Source organism: Dechloromonas sp. H13 (assembly GCF_009469615.1).
Taxonomy (GTDB): domain Bacteria; phylum Pseudomonadota; class Gammaproteobacteria; order Burkholderiales; family Rhodocyclaceae; genus Azonexus.
The window spans coordinates 256367-276419 of sequence record NZ_SSXX01000002.1; the positions used below are offsets into that span (position 1 = coordinate 256367).

The following is a 20053-nucleotide window of genomic DNA, read 5'->3' on the forward strand; positions in this document are numbered from 1 at the left end:
ATTTTTACCGTGATTCATCAAGCAACGACACGAACCGCTTGAGAGGATCGGGGCGTCGCCGGCTACCGGAAAGACAATGGCAGGCCGGGCGCATTCGACGGTTCAACCTCCAGGGAGGAAATTGACCGTAGGAGAAGAATCATGAAGAAACTCACTTTTTCCAAAATTGGCTGTGGCCTGGTGATTGGCCTGCTGGCGCCGATTGGCGCGGGCTATGCCGCAGACGCGAACGATTACATCCAGACCAACCTGGGTGGCGACAGCCCGTCGCTGACCAGCAACTATGAAGCCTGGTCCAAGGCGCAGGGCGCGCAGGGGCCGATCCGCTCGGACATGACCGAGGACAAGCTGAGCGAAAGCGAGCGGGCGGCGAGGAAGCAGCAGATGGAGAGACAGCTCTATCCGTTCGGTGGTAACGACGGCGCCTGAGCCGATTGCCGTAGCCGCTCCCGATGTCGAGGCAAGCGCCTGGACTTGGGGCGGCAGACGACTTTCCCGTTGCGGAACTTCTTGATTGAATCACCTCAGGGAGGCATTCGACCGCAGGAGGAAATCATGAAACACCTCAGTTTTTCCCACATTGGCTGCAGCGTGATGATTGCGCTGATCGCACCATGGAGCACGGTGAACGCAGCAGATGCCAACGACTACATCCAGGCACAGATCGGCGGCGACGGCGTGTCCCAGGCTTACGAGTCTCCGGCGTGGTCCGTCGGGCAGGGCGCGCAGGGTCCGATTCGCAGTGACTTGATGGTCGATTCGGCGGCGCTGGGCGAACCCTATGCCTACGCGGAAGACGCGCCGGCCGACCGCTTCGCCTATCCCGAAGATGCACCGGCGTTCTCGGCGTCGTCCTTTGGGGCAGACGGCCCCTGACTTGGCCGCAGTGCCATGGCGGCGGTGCCGGCCGATGGATTTCTTGATCGAAGCAAAAGGGCCGGTCGCATGACCGGCCCTTTTCTCATGAGAGCTTCCCTCAGCGCGCGGCGTCGCCCGCCGCCGGCCGCCAGATGTTGCGGCAGCGCGTTTCGCGAATCCACCAGCTGGCGAGGGCACCGAACAGCGCGCACAGCGTGACGACGAGGACGCCGTTGCGCCACGCAGCGAGATCGTAGATGCGGGCGCCGTTGAGCATTTCGCCGCGCCAGCCGAGGTCCATCACCCAGCCGACCAGCGGTTGCAGCAAGGCGCCGGCGAGAAAGCCGCCCATGTTGGCGACGCTGGTCGACATGCCGGAGAGTAGCGGCGGGTTGACCTCCTTGGCGCACGCCCAGGTCAGGCTGAAGCCGGCGGTCGACAGTCCCATCAGCCCGAAAAGCGCGAACGAGAGCCCGAGCGGCATCGTCGCGCCGGACAGCCAGATCAGCCAGATCGCTGTGTACAGGTGGGCGGCGGCGATCAGCACCGGCTTGCGCCGGCCGATGCGGTCGGACAGCGTGCCAATGAAGAAGCAGCCGACGGCGAAGCCGCCGAACCACAGCGACAGGTGGCTCGCCGCGGTCGGGCGCGGCATGCCGTGCACCTGCATCAGGTAGGGTGTCGCCCACAGGCCGGCGAAGGTGAAGAAGGCGCCGGACATGCCGGTATTGACCAGGATGGCCGGCCAGGTGGCACGGTTGCGGATCACCGCAAGCAGGCCGGAGAGGACGACGGTGCGGTCGAATTTCGGGGCCGCGGTGCCGCTGCCGGCGTCCGGGCGGTCGCGCACGATCAGCCAGCAGCCGGCGGCGAGCAGGAAGGAGACGACGCCGATGCCGATGAACACGCCGCGCCAGCCGGTTGCCTGGGCCAGCCCGGAGAGCGGGGCGCCGGCCAGCACCGAGCCCAGGTTGCCGATCAGCATGCAGACGCCGACCATGGTCGCGAAGCGGTTCTCCTCGAACCAGACGGCGATCAGCTTGAGCATGGCGATGAAGGTGACCGAGACGCCGAGGCCGATCAGCGTGCGCCCGGCGAGCGCCCAGTCGAGCGTCGGCGCGAAGCCGAAGAGGAAGCTGCCGAGGCCGCCGACGACACCGCCCAGCGCGAGAATCCGGCGCGGCCCGAGGGTGTCGACGAGGATCCCCGTCGGGATCTGCATCACCGTATAGACGTAGAAGTAGGTCGCTGCCAGGACGCCGAGCGAGGTCGCCGAGGTGGCGAAGGCGGCGGCCAGGTCCTGGGCGATGCCGGCCGGCGCAAAGCGCTGGAAGAACGACAGGATGTAGGCGACGGCGACGACGCCGAGCGCCAGCCAGCGTCGGCGCTGCTGCTCGGCCGTCAGGGCGAGCACCGCTCAGGCCCTGGTCGAGTGCCGGCGCAGCAGCACGGTGAGGATGGGCGGCGTCAGCAGGGTGGTCAGGATGACCATGATGACGATCACCGAGAACATCGCCTCGCTCATGACACCGAGCTTCTTGCCGACCATCGCGAAGATCAGGCCGACCTCGCCGCGCGGCACCATGCCCCAGCCGACCAGCCACGGGTTCATGCCCTTGCCGGCGGCGAAGCCGGCGGCCAGCTTGCCGATCACGGCCGCCACCGTGATGCCGAGCGCGACGGCGACGACCTTGGGGTCGGCGAGCGCGGTCAGGTCGACCTGCATGCCGGTCAGCACGAAGAACACCGGCACGAAGAAGTAGCCGATGGGTTCGAGCATGTGCTCGTGCTGGTGGCTGGTATGACGTTCGAGCACCTTTCTGATTTTTTGCTGTTTTTCGGTGTCGACCGCAACCGGCAGCAGCGCCTCGATATCCTGCACCAGCTTGGGCGTTTCGAATTCCTTGAGGAACACCGGTTCGAACAGCAGGCCGGCGGCGAAGGCGCCGATGATCGGCGCCAGCCCGACGGCGTGCGCCAGCCAGGCCATGAACAGGCCGACCACCAGGACCAGCGAGAACAGCATCGAGTGGCTTCGGTCCAGGTGCGATACCCAGTGCAGCAAGCGCGGCGCGACGGCGCGGCCGATGGCGATCGAACCGCCGAGGAAGGCGACGGCCTTGGCGATGATCAGCAGTACGTCGACGACGCTCACCGTGCCGGCCTCGACCAGGCTGGAAACGACGGCGAGGATGACCAGGCCGAGGACGTCGTCGATCACCGCGGCGCCGAGGACGACCTGCGCTTCCGGCATCTTCAGCTTGCCGAGGTCACGGAAGACGCGGCCGGTGATGCCGACCGAGGTAGCGGCCAGCGTTGCGCCGAGGAACAGGTAGGCGTTGAATTCCATGCCCGGCAGTACCAGCGGGCCGGCGACGAAGGCGCCGAGCACGAAGGGCACGGCGATGCCGACCGAGCCGACCAGCGAGGCGCGGGCGCCGACGCTGACGAGGTCGCCGAGCCGGGTTTCAAGACCGATCTGCAGGAGCAGGATGATGACCCCGAGCTCAGCCATGAACATGATGATCGGGTCGTTGGCGATGGTGTCGAAGTAATGGAAGCCGAGCAGGCCGAGGTTGCCGAGCATGACGCCGAGCAGCAGTTCGCCGAGGACGGCCGGAAAGCCGATCTTCTGGGCGAGCGGTGCGAAGAGACGGGCGGCGAGCAGGATGATGGTCAGCCACAGCAGGTTCTCGCCGACCACGTCGGAACCGGCGGCGAATACCGGCCAGGCGGCGGCGAGCAGGGCAAGCGGGAAGAGGCGGCGGAGTGTCATGGGCTTGTATGTGGGAGCGAGGATGCGGCCCATCCTAATGGGGCGGCGATGAATCGACAAGCCGCGCCGGCCGATTCATGCGGCATGGCCCGGCCGGAACGCAGGTCGTGTCCGGTGGTCGCCGGATCAGTGCATCAACTGGTATTGCAGCACGTATATGCCGGCGCCGGCCAGGTAGCCGATCAGCGCCAGGCCGCTGATCTTCTTCACGTACCAGAAGAAGTCGATCTTCTCGAGGCCCATCGCCGCGACGCCGGCCGCCGAGCCGATGACGAGGATGGAGCCGCCGGTGCCGGCGCAGTAGGCGAGGAATTCCCACAGGAAATGATCGGTCGGGTAGGTCGCCTGGTCGTACATGCCCATCGCGGCAGCGACCAGCGGCACGTTGTCGACGATGGCGCTGACCATGCCGATGATGAGGACGATCAGGTCGAGGCGGCCGATGTCGTGGTCGAGACGCTGGGCGAGCGCGGTCAGGATGTGGGTGTGTTCGAGGGTGGCGACGGCGAGCAGGATGCCGATGAAGAAGACCAGCGAACTCATGTCGATCTTCGACAGCGCGTGGGCCAGCGTCAGGTGGTTCTTGTACTCGGATTCCTTGTTGCGATGGATCAGGTCACCGACCAGCCAGACGATGCCGAGGCCGAAGAGGATGCCGAGGAAGGGCGGCAGGTGGGTGATGGTCTTGAACGCCGGTACCGCGATCAGGGTGCCGAGGCCGAGGAAGAACATCGTGTTGCGCTCGAATTCGGTGGTCTTCAGGCCGTGATCCATCTCGATGTGCTCGGGCGATTCGACCGGCCGGCCGCGCAGCACCCAGGCGGTGATGGCGAGCGGCACCAGCAGGCTGACGACCGCCGCCGGAAAGACCGAGGTGATGATGTTCATGGCGGTGATCTGACCGCCGATCCAGAGCATGGTCGTCGTCACGTCGCCGATCGGCGACCACGCACCGCCGGCGTTGGCGGCGATGACGATGATGCCGGCGAAGAACAGGCGGTCGCCGCGGTTGGAGAGGAGCTTGCGCATCAGCGAGATCATGACGATGGTCGTCGTCAGGTTGTCGAGCAGGGCGCTGAGGAAGAAGGTGACGATGCCGACCAGCCACATCAGCGTCGACAGCTGCTGCGTCTTGATTCGCTTGGTGATGACCTCGAAGCCGTTGTGTGCGTCGACCACCTCGACGATGGTCATCGCGCCCATCAGGAAGAAGGCGATCTGTGCGGTGGCCATCAGCGATTCGCCGAGCTGGTGCGAAATCAGTTCGTGGTCGGCGGTGGACAGCGCGTAGATGGTCCATAACAGGCCGGCGCCGATCAGCGCGGAGGCCGACTTGTTGATCTTGAGCGGATGTTCGAGCGCGATCGCGGCGTAGGCGACGACGAAGACAACGACGAGGGCGGTCAGCATCTCGTAACCTCGTGACAGTTCGGGTGATTTCGAAGGGCGCCAATCCTAGCACGGCGACGCGCCCCGGCCGCCTGTGGAAAACCCTTACCGGTCAACCCAGCATCTCGATCAGCAGTGCCTCGATCTCCTGACGGCCGAGCGCGCTGGCCATGGCGATCAGCGTGAAACCCGGCTTGAGCAGGAACTCCTTGTCCGGGTTGAACTGCCAGTTGCCGTTGCGCTCGCGGGCGGCGAGCAGCACGTAGTTGGCGCTGCGCAGCTTGAGCGAGCCGATCGGTTTGGGGATGAAGGCGGCCGGGATCGGGATTTCCTCGATGCGCAGGTTCTTCTCCGACTTCAGCATTTCGTCGAGGAAGGACACGACGTGCGGGCGGATCATCGCCGAGGCGATGCGCATGCCGCCGGTGAAGTCGGGCGAGACGATGGCGTCGGCGCCGGCCTTGCGCATCTTCTCGGTGTTGCGCGTTTCCTGGCAGCGGGCGACGACGCGGATGGTCGGCTTGAGCTGCCTGGCGGTGATGACGATCATCAGGTTGCGCGAATCGTCCTCGGTGATCGCGAAGATGCCCTTGGCCTCCTCGATGCCGGCTGCCCGCAGCATGTCGTCGTCGCTGGCGTCGCCGTGCAGGTAGAGCATGCCGGGGTTCTTGTCGCGAAATTCCTGGAGCCGCTCGCGCTCCTCGTCGATGGCCACGAAGTGGCGGTTGGTGGCCTCCAGTTCGTGCGCGATGTTGCGCCCGACGCGGCCGAAACCGCACAGGATGTAATGGCCCTTGAGCCTGTTGATTGCCTTTTCCATGCGTCGTCTCCGCAGGCTGCCGTTGAGGTCGGTTTCGAGAAGGGCGACGGTGACGATCGAGAACAGCATCGACAGGTTGCCGGCACCGAGGATGCCGATGACCACCGTCAGGATGCGCGCGCCCTGGTTGCTCGACATGTCGATGATTTCGCCGAAGCCGATGGTGGCGACGGTGATGAAGGTCATGTAGAAGCAGTCGAACCACGAATACTTGCCCTCGGTCAGCAGCATGTAGCCGACCGTGCCGAAGATGTGGACGGCGACCAGGAAGCTGAGCGCCAGCCACAGCAGGCGGACGATGTAGCCGATCTGCGAGGTGTTGATCACTTGGCGGGCGGGGGCGCGGGATCGTTGATCGGCACCGACTGGGTCATGAAGATGACCGCCTTGCCGCCGTCCATGTTGGCGTGCAGCGCCTCGACCAGCGGCGGGTTGATCGCCGCCTCGCTGTCCCACTTGATGATGAAGTTGGCGCCGGAGCCGCCGGAGGCGTCGTTGAGTTCGACGAACAGTTCGAGCGTGCCGTAGGGCGGGATGGCGACGGGCGTCGGCACGCGCTCGCCGAGCAGCTTGCCGTGGGTGTCGTAGTAGCGTGCGGAGAGGATGCGCAGCGGGCGCCGCCCGTCGGTGTTGCGGATGCTGACCAGCGCCGAGAGCAGCACCTGCGACGCCTTGCCGCTCTTGCCCAGGTTGCCGTAGAGCATGTGCGAATAGATCGGCAGGTAGACCGTCTGCCCGCTGCTCGGCGCGCGCACCTCCTGGGCGATGGTTGCGGTCGACCCCGCAAAAAGGCCAAAAATGGCTGCCCACAGGCAACTGCGGACCACTGCGGATCCTTTCATGGTCGCTCCCCTTGGTTTTTTTACCAGTCCGTCAAGTCTACCGGCATCATGGGGTGTCCGCGCAAGACCCTTTCGACGAAAACCATGCCCGAACCCGGTTCGCCGATGCGCCCTTCGTGGAAGACGCGGGCGAATATGGCGTCGGCCTGCTCGGCCTCGGCCAGCACGATCAGCACGTCCTGCTCGCTGGTGAAGAGCTGGCCGGCGCGCAGGCGGCGGTTGCCGACGCCGCGCGCGTGGTGGTGCGAGATCGACAGCACGCCGGGCGTTTCGGCCAGCGCTTCGAGCAGCTTCTGGCCCTGGCCGGCGGGCACGATGGCGGTGATCAGCTTCTTCTCGATCTCGCGGCCGATGCGGGCGAGGACGCTCATCGCCGCGTCACCTGTCGCTGTCGACGTGCAGCCCGAAGCGGGCGGCGACTTCGTACGGGACGTGGGTGGCCATCTTTTCCAGTGGCGTCATCCACAGGATGCCCATGCCCGGCGTGTCGATCTTGGCGGTGACGAAGATGCGCTCGAAGATGCTGTCGGCCTGGTCGGAGGGAACGACGATGTAGACCACCTCCTTTTCGGCGTTGATCGTCAGGCCGAGCAGGCCGAGGCGCTTCTGGCGCACGCCGGTGCCGTGCGCGTAGAAGATGGTGGCGCCCTGGGCGCCGGCCTCCTGGGCGACCTGGACGACCATGTCGGCGATGCCGCGCTGGACGATCGCGGTAATCAGCACGGCGTCGGTCAGGATGATCATTTCGCTCCGGCTCATGGCTTTCTCCTTGCGGCGTCGCCGCGGTGCAGCGCGCGGTTGCGCCGTTCGATCCACAGGCCGGCGGCGAGCACGCTGACGATCGGACCCGCCGAACACATGGCGAGAATGCCGAAGCCTTCCGGCGCGCCGACCGCCTTGCCGAGCCCGATGCCGAGCGCTAGCAGAAGCGGCACGGTGACCGGGCCGGTAGTCACGCCGGCGCTGTCCCAGGCCAGGTTGACGAACTCCTCGCGCGAAAGCACGGTGAGCGCCAGGGCGATGCCGTAGGCGCCGATCAGCAGCCAGACCAGCGGCAGGTCGAAGAGGATGCGGGCGACGCCGAGCGCGGCGCCGATGCCGACCCCGCAGGCGACCGCGTGCACCAGCAGGCGCTTCTTGAAGGCGCCGTCGCTCAGGTTTTCGACGGTCATGCCCATCGCGTTGAGCGCCGGCTCGGCGACGGTGGCGCCGTAGCCGATGCAGAAGGCGAACAGCAGCGTCATGCCCAGCCCCAGCAGGCGCGGGTAGAGCGGCGGCGCCCCGGTCTGGCGGTGCGGCGCGAAGGCCCACGGCACGTTGTTGCCGGCCTGATTGCCGAGCTCGACGAGGCCGGTGGTGAGGCCGAGGTTGAAGGCCATCATGCCGAGGACGGCGACACAGACGCCGTAGAGGAAGAGATCGGTGTGCTTGATCGGCGTCCGCAACAGGAAGCGCTGGACGACGAAGAGCAGCAGGATCAGCGGCAGGATGGCGCGCAGGGCGGCGAGCATCTCGGCGACCGGGCTTTCGCGATACCAGTCGGTGGGCGTTGCGGTGGCGTCGGCCAGCGGCGGCAGGCCCTCGCCGGCGTAATGGATGGCGGCGCCGAGGACGAAGATGACCGGCAGCAACGACGCCAGGGTGACGATGCCGAACCCGGAAAGCGGGTTGTCGCCGCGCCCTGCCGAGGCGGCGACGCCGATGCCGACGGCGAGGACCAGCGGCACGGTGACCGGCCCGGTGGTGATGCCGCCGCAGTCCCAGGCGAGGCCGATCACCTGGTCGAGCCCGGGCCGGTTGGCGGCATACACGGTCAGGCCGAGGCAGAGCGGGACGATGACCAGGATCAGCGTCTTCATCTGCCAGCCGAACATCAGGCGCAGCAGGCCGAGCGTGACGGCGCAGCCGACCCCGCCGGCGACCGCCAGCACAAGCGATTCCGACCACGGGCCGAGCAGCGCCTTGAGCAGCCCGGCGCGCTCGGCCGAAATGGCGCCGGCGGCCGATTGCAGCGCGCTGATCGCCGGTTCGGCGAAGGTGGCGGCGGTGCCGAGCAGGGCGCCGAAGAGCAGGATGGTCGCGGTGCTCGAGCGTGCCGGCATCAGGAAGCCGATGTTCTCGGCGAAGGGCATCAGGCCCTGCTTGACGCCCTCCATGAAGAACATCAGGCCGAGCATGACGGCGCAGATGCCGAGGGCGATCGTTTCGGCCTCGGCCGGGGTGGTGCGCAGCGCCAGCGCCTGAAAGCCGATCAGCATCAGGGCCAGCGGAATGACCGCCCGCATCTGCTCGGTGAAGCGCACCGAAACGTAGGGCGTGACCAGGCGGTGGATGTCGATCAGGCGCAGGGCGGGCGTGCGCCGGGCCGGCAGTGCGCGTTCGGCGGCGATGACGTCGTTGTAGCTGACCTGCCGGTGGCGGCGGCGAATGGCGCCCAGATACTGGCCGTAGCGGATTTTCTTTTCGGACATGGGAGTCTGACAGGTGGCTGACGACATTCTGCCACACCCCCGCATCGGCGGGCGGCGCGCTACCCGCCGATACCTCCTACTGCTGCCCGTAGCCGGCGAATTTGTCGAGCACCGCGCGCATTTCCGCCGGCGTCAGCAGCACCGGCCGGCCGAGCTGGCAGGCGCGCCAGTATTGCTCGCACAGTTCCTCAAGTTCGATGGCCAGCGCCAGCGCCTCGCCGAGGTCGCGCCCGGCGACCAGCAGGCCGTGGTTGGCGAGCAGGCAGCCCTTGCGGCCTTCCATGGCGTGCATGGCTGCGGTCGACAGTTCCGGCGAGCCGAAAATGGCGTAGTCGGCACAGCGGATGGTGTCGCCGCCAAAACGGGCGATCATGTAGTGGAAGGGCGGAATGTCGCGGCGCAGGCAGGCGAGGCTGGCGGCGAACGGCGAATGGGCGTGCAGCACGGCACCGACTTCCGGCCGCGCGGCGTAGAGATCGCGGTGGAAGCGCCACTCCGACGACGGCTTGCGCCGGCCGTGGCGGGCGCCGTCCGGCGTCAGCAGCGGGATGTCGTCGGGCACCAGCGCGGCGTAGGCCATGCCGGTCGGCGTGATGTAGAAATCCTGGCCGCTGCGCACGCTGACGTTACCTGCGGTGCCGCGGTTGAGGCCGCTGGCGCCCATCGCCAGGGCGGTGGCGATCAGTTGCTGGCGCGGATCAGTCATGGGCTTCCTCCGGGTAGAGTCCGAGCAGGCCGTCGCGGCTGGCCGGGCAGGCGCCGCGTTCGGTGACGATGGCCCTGACCAGCCAGGCCGGCGTCACGTCGAAGGCCGGGTTGGCGACGTCGGCGGCGGCCGGCGCCTGGCGCAGCGCCGAGGGCACGCCGCGGCTATCGAGGCCGTGGACGAGACGGAATTCATCGCCGTCGCGCTCCTCGATCGGGATGCCGGCGCCGTCGGCGCAGGCGAAATCGATGGTCGAGCGCGGCGCGGCGACGTAGAAGGGGATGCCGTTGTCGGCCGCCGCGAGCGCCTTCAGATAGGTGCCGACCTTGTTGGCGACGTCGCCGTTGGCGGCGATGCGGTCGGCGCCGACGATCACGGCGTCGACTTTCCCCCGGCGCAGCAGCAGGCCGGCGGCATTGTCGGCGACCAGGGTGTGCGGGACGCCGTGCTGGTCGAGTTCCCAGGCCGTCAGCAGGCCCTGGTTGCGCGGCCGGGTTTCGGACACCCAGACATGCACCGGCACGCCGGCGTCGTGCGCGGCATAGACCGGCGCCAGCGCGGTGCCGCGGTCGACGGTGGCCAGCCAGCCGGCGTTGCAGTGGGTCATGACATTGAGCGTCCGGCCGTCGGCGACGATCAGGTCGCGCCACAGGGCGAGGCCGTGCTGGCCGATGGCGACGTTCTGCGCGACATCCTCGTCGGCGATGGCGGCGGCTTCCAGCCAGGCGGCGGCGCAGCGTGCTTCGGGCGGCAGCGGGGCGAGCGCTGCTTCCATGCGCGCCAGCGCCCAGTGCAGATTCACGGCTGTCGGACGCGTCGACCGCAGCAGCGCAGCGGCCTCGGCGAGGCACCGGTCGGAAGCCTCGAAGTCGAGCGCGATGGCCAGCCCGTAGGCGGCGGTGACGCCGATCAGCGGCGCGCCGCGTACCTGCATGGCGCGGATGGCGTGCGCCGCCGCCTCCAGCGTGGCGACACGCACCCAGTGCAGGACGTGCGGCAGGCAGCTCTGGTCGATGATGTCGATGGCGCGCTGTTCCGGGTGGGCGCGCAGGGTGCGGGTCGGGATGCCGTCGATGTTCATGGTTCAGGTGGGGGCGGTGTGGGTACGCAGCCAGGCGGCGTAACCCGTTTCGGTGATTTCACCGGCGGCGAGGGCGAGCATCGTCAAGGTGGCGTCTTTCTGCGAGGCGGTCAGCCGGTGGCCGTTCAGGCGGAGAAACATGCCGGCGCCGAGAAAGCCGGCCCGTTTGTTGCCATCAACAAACGGGTGATTTTTCGCCAGGCCGAAGGCGTAGGCGGCGGCGCAGTCGAAGACGTCCGGGGTGCCATAGGCAGCCAGGTTGACCGAGCGGGACAGCGCGGAGTCGAGCAGACCCTCGTCGCGGAGGCCTTGCGCGCCGCCATGCAACACCAGACTTTCGCCATGCAGAAGCAGAAGCGCGCGGCGGTCGATCCAGACGAACATGCTATTTGGCGAGTTCGTGGAAGGTGTCGCGGTACTCGCGCATGAATTCGCGTCCGGCTTCAACCTGCCGGGCGACCTCCGGGTCGTAAGGCGTTAGCGAGAAGCCCTCGGGCGACTCGACCAGATAGACCGTGTCCCCCTTGTCGATGCGGAGCATGGCGAGCGCTTCCTTGGGCAGCACGACGCCAACCGAATTGCCGATCTGGGTCAGTTTGAGTGCGAACATGGCGATCTCCGTGCTCGTTATAACGAATGTAATACTACGCCGTTTTTCAGCTTGCGGTTGCCTGCCGGGCTGCCTTGGCGCATGATTTTCACCTCTTTTTGACCGTCGACCGCAACATGCAAACCCCGATCCGCATCGACTCCCGCTTCCCGCACATGGGGACCACCATCTTCACCGTGATGTCGCGGCTGGCGGCCGAGTGCGGGGCGATCAACCTGTCGCAGGGCTTCCCCGATTTTCAGGCCGAGCCGGCGCTGTTCGACGCGGTGCATCGCCACATGCTGGCCGGGCGCAACCAGTATGCGCCGATGGCCGGCATGCCGGAGTTGCGCCAGGCGATTGTGGACAAGGTGGCGGCGCTTTACGGCGCGCGCTTCGACGTCGAGTCCGAAGTGACGGTCACCGCCGGGGCGACGCAGGCGATCTTCACGGCGATCGCCGCCTTCGTCCGGCCGGGTGACGAGGTGATCGTCTTCGAGCCGGTGTACGACTCCTACGTGCCGGCGATCGAGACGGTCGGTGGCACGGCGGTTTATGCGCAACTCAAATTCCCCGACTACGCGCCGGACTGGGAGCAGGTGCGCCGGCTGGTGACGCCGCGGACGCGCATGATCATCGTCAATTCGCCGCACAATCCGACCGGCAGCCTGGTGACCGCGGTCGACCGCGAAAAACTGGCGGAATTGGTGCGCGGCACCGACATCGTCGTGCTCTCCGACGAGGTCTACGAGCACATCCTGTTCGACGGCGAGCGCCACGCCAGCCTGTGCGGCCACCCGGAACTGGCGGCGCGCAGCATCGTCGTCTCCAGCTTCGGCAAGACCTACCACATCACCGGCTGGAAGATCGGCTACGTCGTCGGCCCGGCGGCGCTCATGGCCGAGTTCCGCAAGGTGCACCAGTTCAACGTGTTCACCGTCCACACGCCGTCGCAGCTGGCGCTCGCCGACTACATGCAGGACGCCTCCCGCCACCTAGGGCTGGCAGCCTTCTATCAGGAGAAGCGCGACTTTTTCCGCGACCTGCTGGCGGCGACCCCGTTCGAGTTGTTGCCCTGCCGCGGCACCTATTTCCAGCTGGCGAGCTACAAGGCGGTCTCCGACCTGCCCGACCGCACCTTCGCCGAGTGGATGACGCGCGAGGTCGGCGTCGCGGTGATCCCGGTGTCGGTGTTCCACGCCGACGGGCACGACGACAGGGTGGTGCGCTTCTGCTTCGCCAAGCAGGAGGAAACCCTGCGCGCCGCCGGCGAGCGGCTGCGGCGCTTATGATGCCGGCTTGACGCGGGGCGGGCGGAACCCAATAATCGACGGACCAGAATATCCCGAGAGAAAGGAAGGCAGCATGGGCATGCTTCAGGAATTCCGCGAATTCGCGGTCAAGGGCAACGCGATGGACCTCGCGGTGGGCGTCATCATCGGCGGTGCCTTCGGCAAGATCGTCGAGTCGGTCGTCGGCGATCTGATCATGCCGCTGGTGTCGCGCGTCACCGGCCGCCTGGATTTTTCCAACCTCTACGTCCTGCTCGGCGACAATCCGAAGAACCTGACCGCGCTGGCCGACATCAAGGCGGCCGGCATCCCGGTCTTCGCCTACGGCAATTTCCTGACCATCGCCGTCAATTTCGCCATCCTCGCCTTTGTCATCTTCATCATGGTCAAGCAGATCAACCGCCTGCGCGCCAGCGAGCCGGCGCCCGAGCCGGAAGCGCCGGCGACGCCGGAAGATGTCCTGCTGCTGCGCGAGATTCGCGATTCGCTGAAGAAGTAGGGAGTCTGGCCCAGGCAACAAAAAAGCCGCTCGCAGCGGCTTTTTTGTTGCCCGACCGGTTCCGTCACTCCCCGAAAACCGTCCGCCACAGCGTGTTGACCGCAACGATGTGCCGTTCGATGCTTTCCCGGTCGATCAGTGCCTTGGGCGCGGCGCTCAGGCGCTTGGCGTGCTGCCGGCGGCGGTATTCGCGGTAGGCGTCGCCGGCGGCTTCTGCCTGGTCGGCGGGAATCAGCCCGAGTTCGGCCGCCATGCGCAGCAGGGCGATGTTGCCGAGGTTGCCGGTCAGGCTGCGGTGCTGGCTGGCGTAACCGAGCACCAGGTACTGAACGATGAACTCGACGTCGATGATGCCGCCGGCGTCGTGCTTGAGGTTGAAGCCGGTTTCGCTCTTCGAGGCGTGGGCATCGTACATCTTGCGGCGCATGGCGACGACTTCCTCGTGCAACTTCGCCAGGTCGCGCGGCAGGCAGAGAATCTCGCAGCGGATTTCCTCGAAGCGCGCGCCGACCGCCGGGTCGCCGGCGCAGAAGCGGGCGCGGGTCAGCGCCTGGTGTTCCCAGACCCAGGCGTTCTTCAGCTGGTAGTCGCGGAAGGCGTCGACCGACACGGCAAGCAGGCCGGAATCGCCGTTCGGGCGCAGGCGCAGGTCGGTCTCGAACAGCATGCCGGCCGGCGTCTGGCTCGCCAGCCAGGTGCTCAGGCGCTGGCCGAGGCGGGTGTAGTTTTCCGCCGCCTCCTGGTCATCGTCATCGTAGAGATAAACGAGGTCGAGGTCGGAGACGTAGCCGAGTTCCTTGCCGCCCATCTTGCCGTAGCCGATGACGGCGAATTTCGGCGTCTCGCAGTGGCGCTTCTTGATCGTCCGCCAGCACAGCGGCAGGGTCTCCTGGACGATGGTGTCGGCCAGTTCGGTCAGGTGGTCCGAAAGGCGCTCGATGGTCTGCAGGCCGGCGAGGTCCTGCGCCAGCAGGCGGAAGATCTGCGCGTGGTGCATTTCGCGCAGGATGTCCATCTCGCGCTCGGTGTCGCCGGCGTGGTCGGCCAGGTTGCGCCTGAGGTTTTCGCGGAAGCCGGCCCAGTCGGTGGCGATGTCGTAGAGGCGCGGGTCGAGCAGCTCGTCGAGCAGCAGCGGATGGCGGCCGAGATAGTCGGTCGCCCACGACGAGGCGCAGACCATGTCGGCGACGCGTTTTAGCGCCATCGGGTATTGCTGGAGCAGCGCCAGGTAGGCGCCGCGGCGGGCGATGCTCTCGACGAAATGGAGGCCGCGAGCAAGCGTGGTGTCAGGGTCGCCGGTGGCGCCGGCGGCCTCGATCAGGCGCGGGCCGATGGCGTCGAGGCGCGCGCGGTTGGTGGTCGGCAGCTGCAGGTAGCGGCTGGAGGCGCGCAGTTCGGCGAGGCGCCGGATGGCCTCAGTCGGCTGGCGGAAGCCGAGGTTGCCGAAGGCCTCGACCGCCGTTTCGTCGTCGAGCTGCCCCATCCAGAGGCCGGTGAGCGGGTGTTCGCCGGCCTCCGGGTCGGAAAAGATCTGCTCGAAATGGCGGCTCACCTTGTCGCGGTGGGCGTTGAGCGCGGCGAGCATGGCCGGCCAGTCGGCGAATTCCATGCTGTGCGCGACGCTGGCCTGGTCGGCCGGGTTTTCCGGCAGCATGTGCGTCTGCTTGTCCTCGACATACTGCAGGCGGTGTTCGAGGCGGCGCAGGAAGATGTAGGCCGCGCGCAGTTCGCTCTCGGTCTCGGCCGGCAGCAGCTGGCGGCTGACCAGCTGCCTGAGGACGGCCAGCGTCGGGCGGATCTGCAGCCCGGGGTCGCGGCCGCCGCGAATAAGCTGGAAGACCTGGGCGATGAACTCGATCTCGCGGATGCCACCGGGGCCGAGCTTGACATGGTCGGCCATGTCCTTGCGCGCCACCTCGCGGCGAATCTGCGCGTGCAGGTCGCGCATTGCGTTGATGGCGCCGAAGTCGAGATATTTGCGAAAGACGAAGGGGCGGGCGATCTTCTGCATCGCCGTCACCCATTCCGGCTGCAGGTTGGCGCCCTCGTTCATGGTGCGCCCCTTGATCCAGGCGTAGCGCTCCCACTCGCGGCCCTGGGTGATGAAGTAGTTTTCCAGCGAATCGAGCGAGCAGACCAGCGGGCCGGAGTCGCCGTTCGGGCGCAGGCGCATGTCGACGCGGAACACCTGGCCGTCGGCGGTGATCTCGCCGAGCGCGGCGATGACGCGCTTGCCGAGGCGGTTGAAGAAATCGTAGTTCTCGATGCTCCTGGGCCCGGCGGTATCGCCTTCTTCCGGGTAGACGAAGATGTAGTCGACGTCGGACGAGACGTTCAGTTCGCGCCCGCCCAGCTTGCCCATGCCGATGATCAGCAGGCGCTGCGGCCGGCCGGCCTTGTCGAGCGGTTCGCCGTAGGTGGCGGCGAGCTGGCGGTGGTAGTGGTCGAGCGCGAAGTTGGTGGTGACGTCGGCGAGCAGGGTCATGCTCTCGACGACCTCCTCGAGCGGCGCCAGGCCGCACAGGTCGCGCAGCGCGATGTGCGCCATGGCGCGCTGGCGCAGGCGGCGCAGCTGCGTCTTGATCGCCTCGTCATCGCCGGCGGGTGGCGTCAGCGCGGCGCGTAGCTGGTCGGCGGAAAGCGGCGCCGTCCACGCGGCGGCCAACTCGGGAATCAGCGCCGGCTGTGTGGCCAGCAGGTTGGCCAGATAACGGCTGTGGGCAAGGGCGGATTGCCAGCGCGGGTCGGGGTGCGTGTCCATGATTGCTCGGTCGGCGTCAGGGCCGAAAAGGATAGAATGTCATTTTTGACGGATCGTTGATTGTAGTGACCTATCCCTTCTTCTGGCAAAGCGCGTCGCCCCGTGATTGAAACGGGAACCCGCCAGGCGCTCTATCATCGCCTGCGCTGGCTGTGGCCGATCCTCGCCGCACCGCTGCTGCGCCGGACCCTGCGTGTCGCGCTGTGGGGGGCGCTCGCCGCCTGGCTGATTTTCGTCCTGCTGGTGCTGGCCCTGCGCTACGTTGTCCTGCCCAACATCGGCATGTACCACGGACAGATCGAGCAGGCGCTTACCCGGGCTGTCGGCCAGCCGGTGAGCATCGGCCGGATCGAGGCGCGCTGGCAGGGACTGAATCCCGATCTCCTGCTCGAACACGTGACCCTCGCCGACCGCCAGGGCGCCGAGGTTCTCTCGCTGGAGCAGGTGGAAACCGTGCTCTCGTGGCACAGCCTGTGGCGCGGCAAGGTGACGCTGGCGCTGCTGGCGCTCGAACGGCCGGTGCTGCAGGTGCGGCGCGAGGCCAACGGCCGCATCAGCGTGGCCGGGATCGAGGCCGAGGACGACGGCGACTCGGGCTTTGCCGACTGGGTGCTCGCGCAGCAGCGGATTCGCATCCGCGATGCGACGATCGTCTGGGAGGATCGCCTGCGCGGCGCGCCGCCGCTCGCCCTCGAAGACCTGCAATTCGGGCTGGACAACAAGGGGCGCCGCCATCGCTTCGGCCTCTCGGCCGCCCCTCCGGCCGAACTAGCGGCGCGCATCGACATTCGCGGCGAGATCAGCGGCAATCTCGACGAGGCGCTCGAACATCTGGCCGGCAAGGTATTCGTCCAGCTCGACTATGCCGACCTGGCCGGCTGGCGGAACTGGATCGACTACCCCGTCGACCTGACGCAGGGGCGTGGCGCCGTTCGTCTCTGGGGGGATCTGGCCGACGGGCAGGGGAGCGTGACGACCGACCTGGCGCTCGCCGACGTCCGCATCCGCTTCGACAAGAAGCTGCCCGAGCTTGATCTCGACAGCCTGCGCGGCCGCCTCGAAGGGCGCTACAAGGGCGGTGCCTGGGCGCTGACCGGGCGCAAGGTCGAGCTGCGGGCGGCGGACGGCATGCATGTCGTGCCGACCGACTTCCAGGTCGAATGGCAGCAGGACGCGCGGAGCGGCCGGATCACCGGCTCGGCGGCGGCGAGCATCATCGACCTGGCGATGTTCGGCCGGCTGGCGTCCTTCCTGCCGCTGGATGCGCGCAGCCGCGAACTGCTCGACCGCCACCAGCCGCAGGGGCGGGTCGCCGAACTGCGTGCCAGCTGGGGGCGCGACGGCGAAGTGCTCGACCGCTATTCGCTGCGCGCGGCCTTCACCGGCCTCGGACTGCTGGCGGGCGGGTATTTCCCCGGCGCCAACGGTCTGGCCGGCCAGATCGAATTCACCGAGAAGGGCGGCGCGCTGTCGCTCGATGCCGGGCGCTCGGGTCTTGCGCTGCCGGCGGTCTTCCCGACCCCGGACATCGCCTTCGACCAGCTGCGCGCCCGGGCCAGCTGGAAGGTGGCCGGCGATGCGGTCGACGTCAAGCTGGAGCGCCTGCAGTTCGACGGCGCCGACGCTGCCGGGTCGGCCAGCGGCACCTACCGCTACGATGGCGATGGGCCGGGCGTCATCGACCTCGCCGCCAGCATTTCACGCGCCGACGGACGTGCCGTCTGGCGCTACATGCCGCACGCTGTCAGCGCCGACGTGCGCGACTGGCTGCGCAGCGGCATCCTGGCTGGCCGCGCTTCCGACGGCAAGCTGACGCTCAAGGGGAATCTCGCCGACTTCCCCTTCCGCGACCCGGCCAAGGGCAAGTTCCTCGTCACCGCCCGCGCCGATGGCGTGAAGCTCGACTATGCGACCGGCTGGCCGCTCATCGACGACATCAAGGCCGACATGAGTTTCGGCGTCGGCATGCGGGTCGTCGCCGAGAAGGGCAGCATCCTGGGGGCGCGGCTGGCGGATGTCGTGGTCGAGATTCCCGATTTCGAGTCGTTCGATGAAATGCTGCTCATCCGCGGCGACGCCAGCGGGCCGACCGCCGAGTTCCTGCGCTTCATCGACCTGAGCCCGGTCGGCGAGAAGATCGACAAGTTCACCGAAGGCATGAAGGCGACCGGCAACGGCAAGCTCGACCTGGCGCTCGACATTCCGCTGCGCCGCTTGCAGGAGTCACGCGTGCGCGGCGAATTCCGCCTGCAGAACAACCAGATCCAGCTGTTCGACGCCATGGCGCCGGTGACCCAGGTCAATGGCCGGCTGCTGCTGACCGAATCCAGCATTTCGTCGCCGGAGATCAGCGGGCGGGTATACGGCGGGCCGATCAGGGTCGCCATCAAGAGCCATGGCGACCGTGTTGCCGTGCAGGGCAGCGGCACCTCGAACGTGGCCGAGTTGTCCCGGCATTTCGGGCTGCCCGTCGGCGACCGCCTGAGCGGCAGCACGGCGTGGAAGTTGGCGATCGACATTCGCCATCACCAGACCGATCTGGTCATCGAGTCGGACCTGATCGGCGTTGCCTCGCTCCTGCCCGAGCCGCTGGGCAAGGCGGCACCGACGCCGCTGGCGCTGCGCGTCGAGAAGACGCGTGCCGAGGCCGGGCGCGACCAGTACCGGGTGACCCTGGGCAACGTCGCGCAGGCGGTTCTGGTCAAGCGCGCGGAGGGGCTGGAGCGCGGCGTCGTCGTGCTCGGTTCCGGCGAGGCTCAACTGCCCGAACGCGGTGTTGCCGTGCGCATTGCCGTCCCGCAGTTCGACGCCGACGCCTGGCGGGCCCTGGCGGACGCCGGCGACAACGGCGGTCGCAACGGAGCGATGCCGGCGCTCGACGTGCTGTCGATCAGGACGCCGCAGCTGCGCCTGTTCGGCCGCGATTTCACGCAGGTCGACAGCGAGGTGCGGCCGCGCGACGACGGCTGGCAGATCATGCTCAACATGCAGGAGGCGGCCGGCGACCTGTTCTGGCGCAATGCCGGCGAAGGCTCGCTGGAGGGCCGGCTGCGCCGGCTGGTGGTGCGGCCGGCGGCGGAGGCCTCGGGTACCACTACGGCGCTGATCAACAGCCTGCCCGGCCTCAACCTGCGGGTGGACGATTTCCGCATCGGCGACCGCGCGCTCGGCCGGCTCGATCTGCGGGCGCGCAACGACAAGGGCGCCTGGCATCTGGAGACGCTGAACCTGCAGAATCCCGATGGCGCCCTGAACGGCACGGCGGTCTGGCACAACGAAGGTGCGGGCCGACACCAGACCCGCCTCGACTTCGAACTGACTGCCAGCGACGTCGGCCGGCTGCTCAACCGCCTGGGTTACGTCGATGCCATCCGGCGCGGCACCGCCCGCCTGGCCGGCAACATGCAGTGGAACGGCCCGCTGACCGGTATCGACTATCCGTCGCTGACCGGCGAGATGACGGTCAGCGCCGAGAACGGCCAGTTCAACAAGCTGGAGCCGGGCGTCGGGCGGCTGCTCGGGCTGATCTCGCTGCAGTCGCTGCCGCGCCGGCTGACCCTCGACTTCCGCGACATCTTCAGCGAGGGCCTGGCCTTCGACAGCATCGAGGGGCGGACGGCGGTGACCGCCGGCGTCATGCGTACGGCGGAGCCCCTGCGTATCAACAGTCCGGCGGCGCAGATCATGATCGAGGGCGAGGCCGACCTGAAGAACGAAACGCAGAACCTGCAGGTCCTGGTGCGCCCGCAGGTCAGCGCGGTGGCGGCGATCGGCGCCGCGACCCTAGTCAATCCGCTGGCCGGCGCCGCGGCGCTGGTCGCCAGTACAATCCTGCAGAATCCGCTCGGCCGCCTGTTCAGTTACCGCTATCGGGTGACCGGCAGCTGGAGCGATCCCACGGTCGAGAAGGTCGGCCAGTTCGTCGAGGAGCCGCCACCGGCGGCAGAAGGAGCGAGGCAGTGAGCAAGC

Annotated in this window: 18 protein-coding genes; 5 read left to right on the forward strand and 13 right to left on the reverse strand. The window is 67.6% G+C overall.

The annotated features are described in order from the left end of the window. Positions 1-141 precede the first annotated feature (141 nt). Together GH660_RS05775 and GH660_RS05780 are read left to right on the forward strand one after the other, a co-directional pair. Positions 142-429 (forward strand): hypothetical protein, encoded by a 288-nt coding sequence (locus GH660_RS05775; RefSeq protein ID WP_153145708.1) that lies wholly within the window; start codon positions 142-144, stop codon positions 427-429. 126 nt (positions 430-555) lie between these two features. Continuing rightward, a complete protein-coding gene (locus tag GH660_RS05780) occupies positions 556-876 on the forward strand; it encodes a hypothetical protein (protein ID WP_153145709.1) in 321 nt (106 codons plus the stop codon). A 100-nt stretch (positions 877-976) separates the two neighbouring features. Here GH660_RS05780 and GH660_RS05785 read toward each other — a convergent pair whose 3' ends face one another. The 12 genes from GH660_RS05785 to GH660_RS05840 form a co-directional block, all read right to left on the reverse strand. Continuing rightward, the gene (locus GH660_RS05785; protein WP_153145710.1) at positions 977-2272 is read right to left on the reverse strand and encodes an MFS transporter; all 1296 of its coding nucleotides are present in this window, start codon (positions 2270-2272) and stop codon (positions 977-979) included. A gap of 3 nt (positions 2273-2275) precedes the next feature. Then, complete coding sequence (locus GH660_RS05790) at positions 2276-3634, reverse strand: cation:proton antiporter (RefSeq protein ID WP_153145711.1); 1359 nt, start codon at positions 3632-3634, stop codon at positions 2276-2278. Positions 3635-3760: 126 nt separating this feature from the next. Then, on the reverse strand, positions 3761-5044 hold the full coding sequence (gene nhaD / locus GH660_RS05795; RefSeq protein ID WP_153145712.1) for a sodium:proton antiporter NhaD: 1284 nt from the start codon (positions 5042-5044) through the stop codon (positions 3761-3763). A gap of 91 nt (positions 5045-5135) precedes the next feature. After that, a complete protein-coding gene (locus tag GH660_RS05800; RefSeq protein ID WP_153145713.1) occupies positions 5136-6170 on the reverse strand; it encodes a TrkA family potassium uptake protein in 1035 nt (344 codons plus the stop codon). Next, a complete protein-coding gene (locus GH660_RS05805; protein WP_153145714.1) occupies positions 6167-6685 on the reverse strand; it encodes a DUF3124 domain-containing protein in 519 nt (172 codons plus the stop codon). The genes GH660_RS05800 and GH660_RS05805 overlap by 4 nt, the downstream gene beginning before the upstream one ends. Positions 6686-6705: 20 nt before the next feature. Further along, complete coding sequence (locus GH660_RS05810; RefSeq protein WP_153145715.1) at positions 6706-7056, reverse strand: hypothetical protein; 351 nt, start codon at positions 7054-7056, stop codon at positions 6706-6708. A gap of 7 nt (positions 7057-7063) precedes the next feature. Continuing rightward, a complete protein-coding gene (locus GH660_RS05815; RefSeq protein ID WP_153145716.1) occupies positions 7064-7444 on the reverse strand; it encodes a P-II family nitrogen regulator in 381 nt (126 codons plus the stop codon). After that, positions 7441-9156, reverse strand: coding sequence for a DUF1538 domain-containing protein (locus GH660_RS05820; RefSeq protein WP_153145717.1), 1716 nt, complete (start codon positions 9154-9156; stop codon positions 7441-7443). The genes GH660_RS05815 and GH660_RS05820 overlap by 4 nt, the downstream gene beginning before the upstream one ends. A gap of 76 nt (positions 9157-9232) precedes the next feature. Continuing rightward, a complete protein-coding gene (locus tag GH660_RS05825) occupies positions 9233-9862 on the reverse strand; it encodes a class II aldolase/adducin family protein (RefSeq protein WP_153145718.1) in 630 nt (209 codons plus the stop codon). After that, a complete protein-coding gene (gene mtnA, locus GH660_RS05830) occupies positions 9855-10943 on the reverse strand; it encodes an S-methyl-5-thioribose-1-phosphate isomerase (protein ID WP_153145719.1) in 1089 nt (362 codons plus the stop codon). Before mtnA ends, GH660_RS05825 begins: the two co-directional genes overlap by 8 nt. A 3-nt stretch (positions 10944-10946) precedes the next feature. Continuing rightward, positions 10947-11327, reverse strand: coding sequence for a type II toxin-antitoxin system death-on-curing family toxin (locus GH660_RS05835; RefSeq protein ID WP_153145720.1), 381 nt, complete (start codon positions 11325-11327; stop codon positions 10947-10949). Between the two features lies 1 nt (position 11328). Next, positions 11329-11553 (reverse strand): AbrB/MazE/SpoVT family DNA-binding domain-containing protein, encoded by a 225-nt coding sequence (locus GH660_RS05840; protein ID WP_153145721.1) that lies wholly within the window; start codon positions 11551-11553, stop codon positions 11329-11331. 116 nt (positions 11554-11669) lie between these two features. On the opposite strand from GH660_RS05840, the gene GH660_RS05845 reads away from it, so the two are divergent. Continuing rightward, positions 11670-12824 carry a pyridoxal phosphate-dependent aminotransferase gene (locus GH660_RS05845; RefSeq protein WP_153145722.1) on the forward strand — a complete coding sequence of 385 codons (1155 nt, stop codon included), beginning with the start codon at positions 11670-11672 and terminating at the stop codon, positions 12822-12824. Between the two features lie 73 nt (positions 12825-12897). Further along, positions 12898-13323: a large conductance mechanosensitive channel protein MscL gene (gene mscL, locus GH660_RS05850; RefSeq protein WP_153145723.1), complete on the forward strand. Its 426-nt coding sequence runs from the start codon at positions 12898-12900 to the stop codon at positions 13321-13323. A gap of 64 nt (positions 13324-13387) precedes the next feature. Here the strand turns inward: mscL and glnE are convergent, their stop codons facing one another. Continuing rightward, positions 13388-16084: a bifunctional [glutamate--ammonia ligase]-adenylyl-L-tyrosine phosphorylase/[glutamate--ammonia-ligase] adenylyltransferase gene (gene glnE / locus GH660_RS05855; protein WP_153145724.1), complete on the reverse strand. Its 2697-nt coding sequence runs from the start codon at positions 16082-16084 to the stop codon at positions 13388-13390. A gap of 102 nt (positions 16085-16186) precedes the next feature. Here glnE and GH660_RS05860 point away from each other — a divergent pair, with 102 nt between their 5' ends. Next, positions 16187-20047, forward strand: coding sequence for a YhdP family protein (locus GH660_RS05860; protein ID WP_194266235.1), 3861 nt, complete (start codon positions 16187-16189; stop codon positions 20045-20047). Positions 20048-20053: the final 6 nt, after the last annotated feature.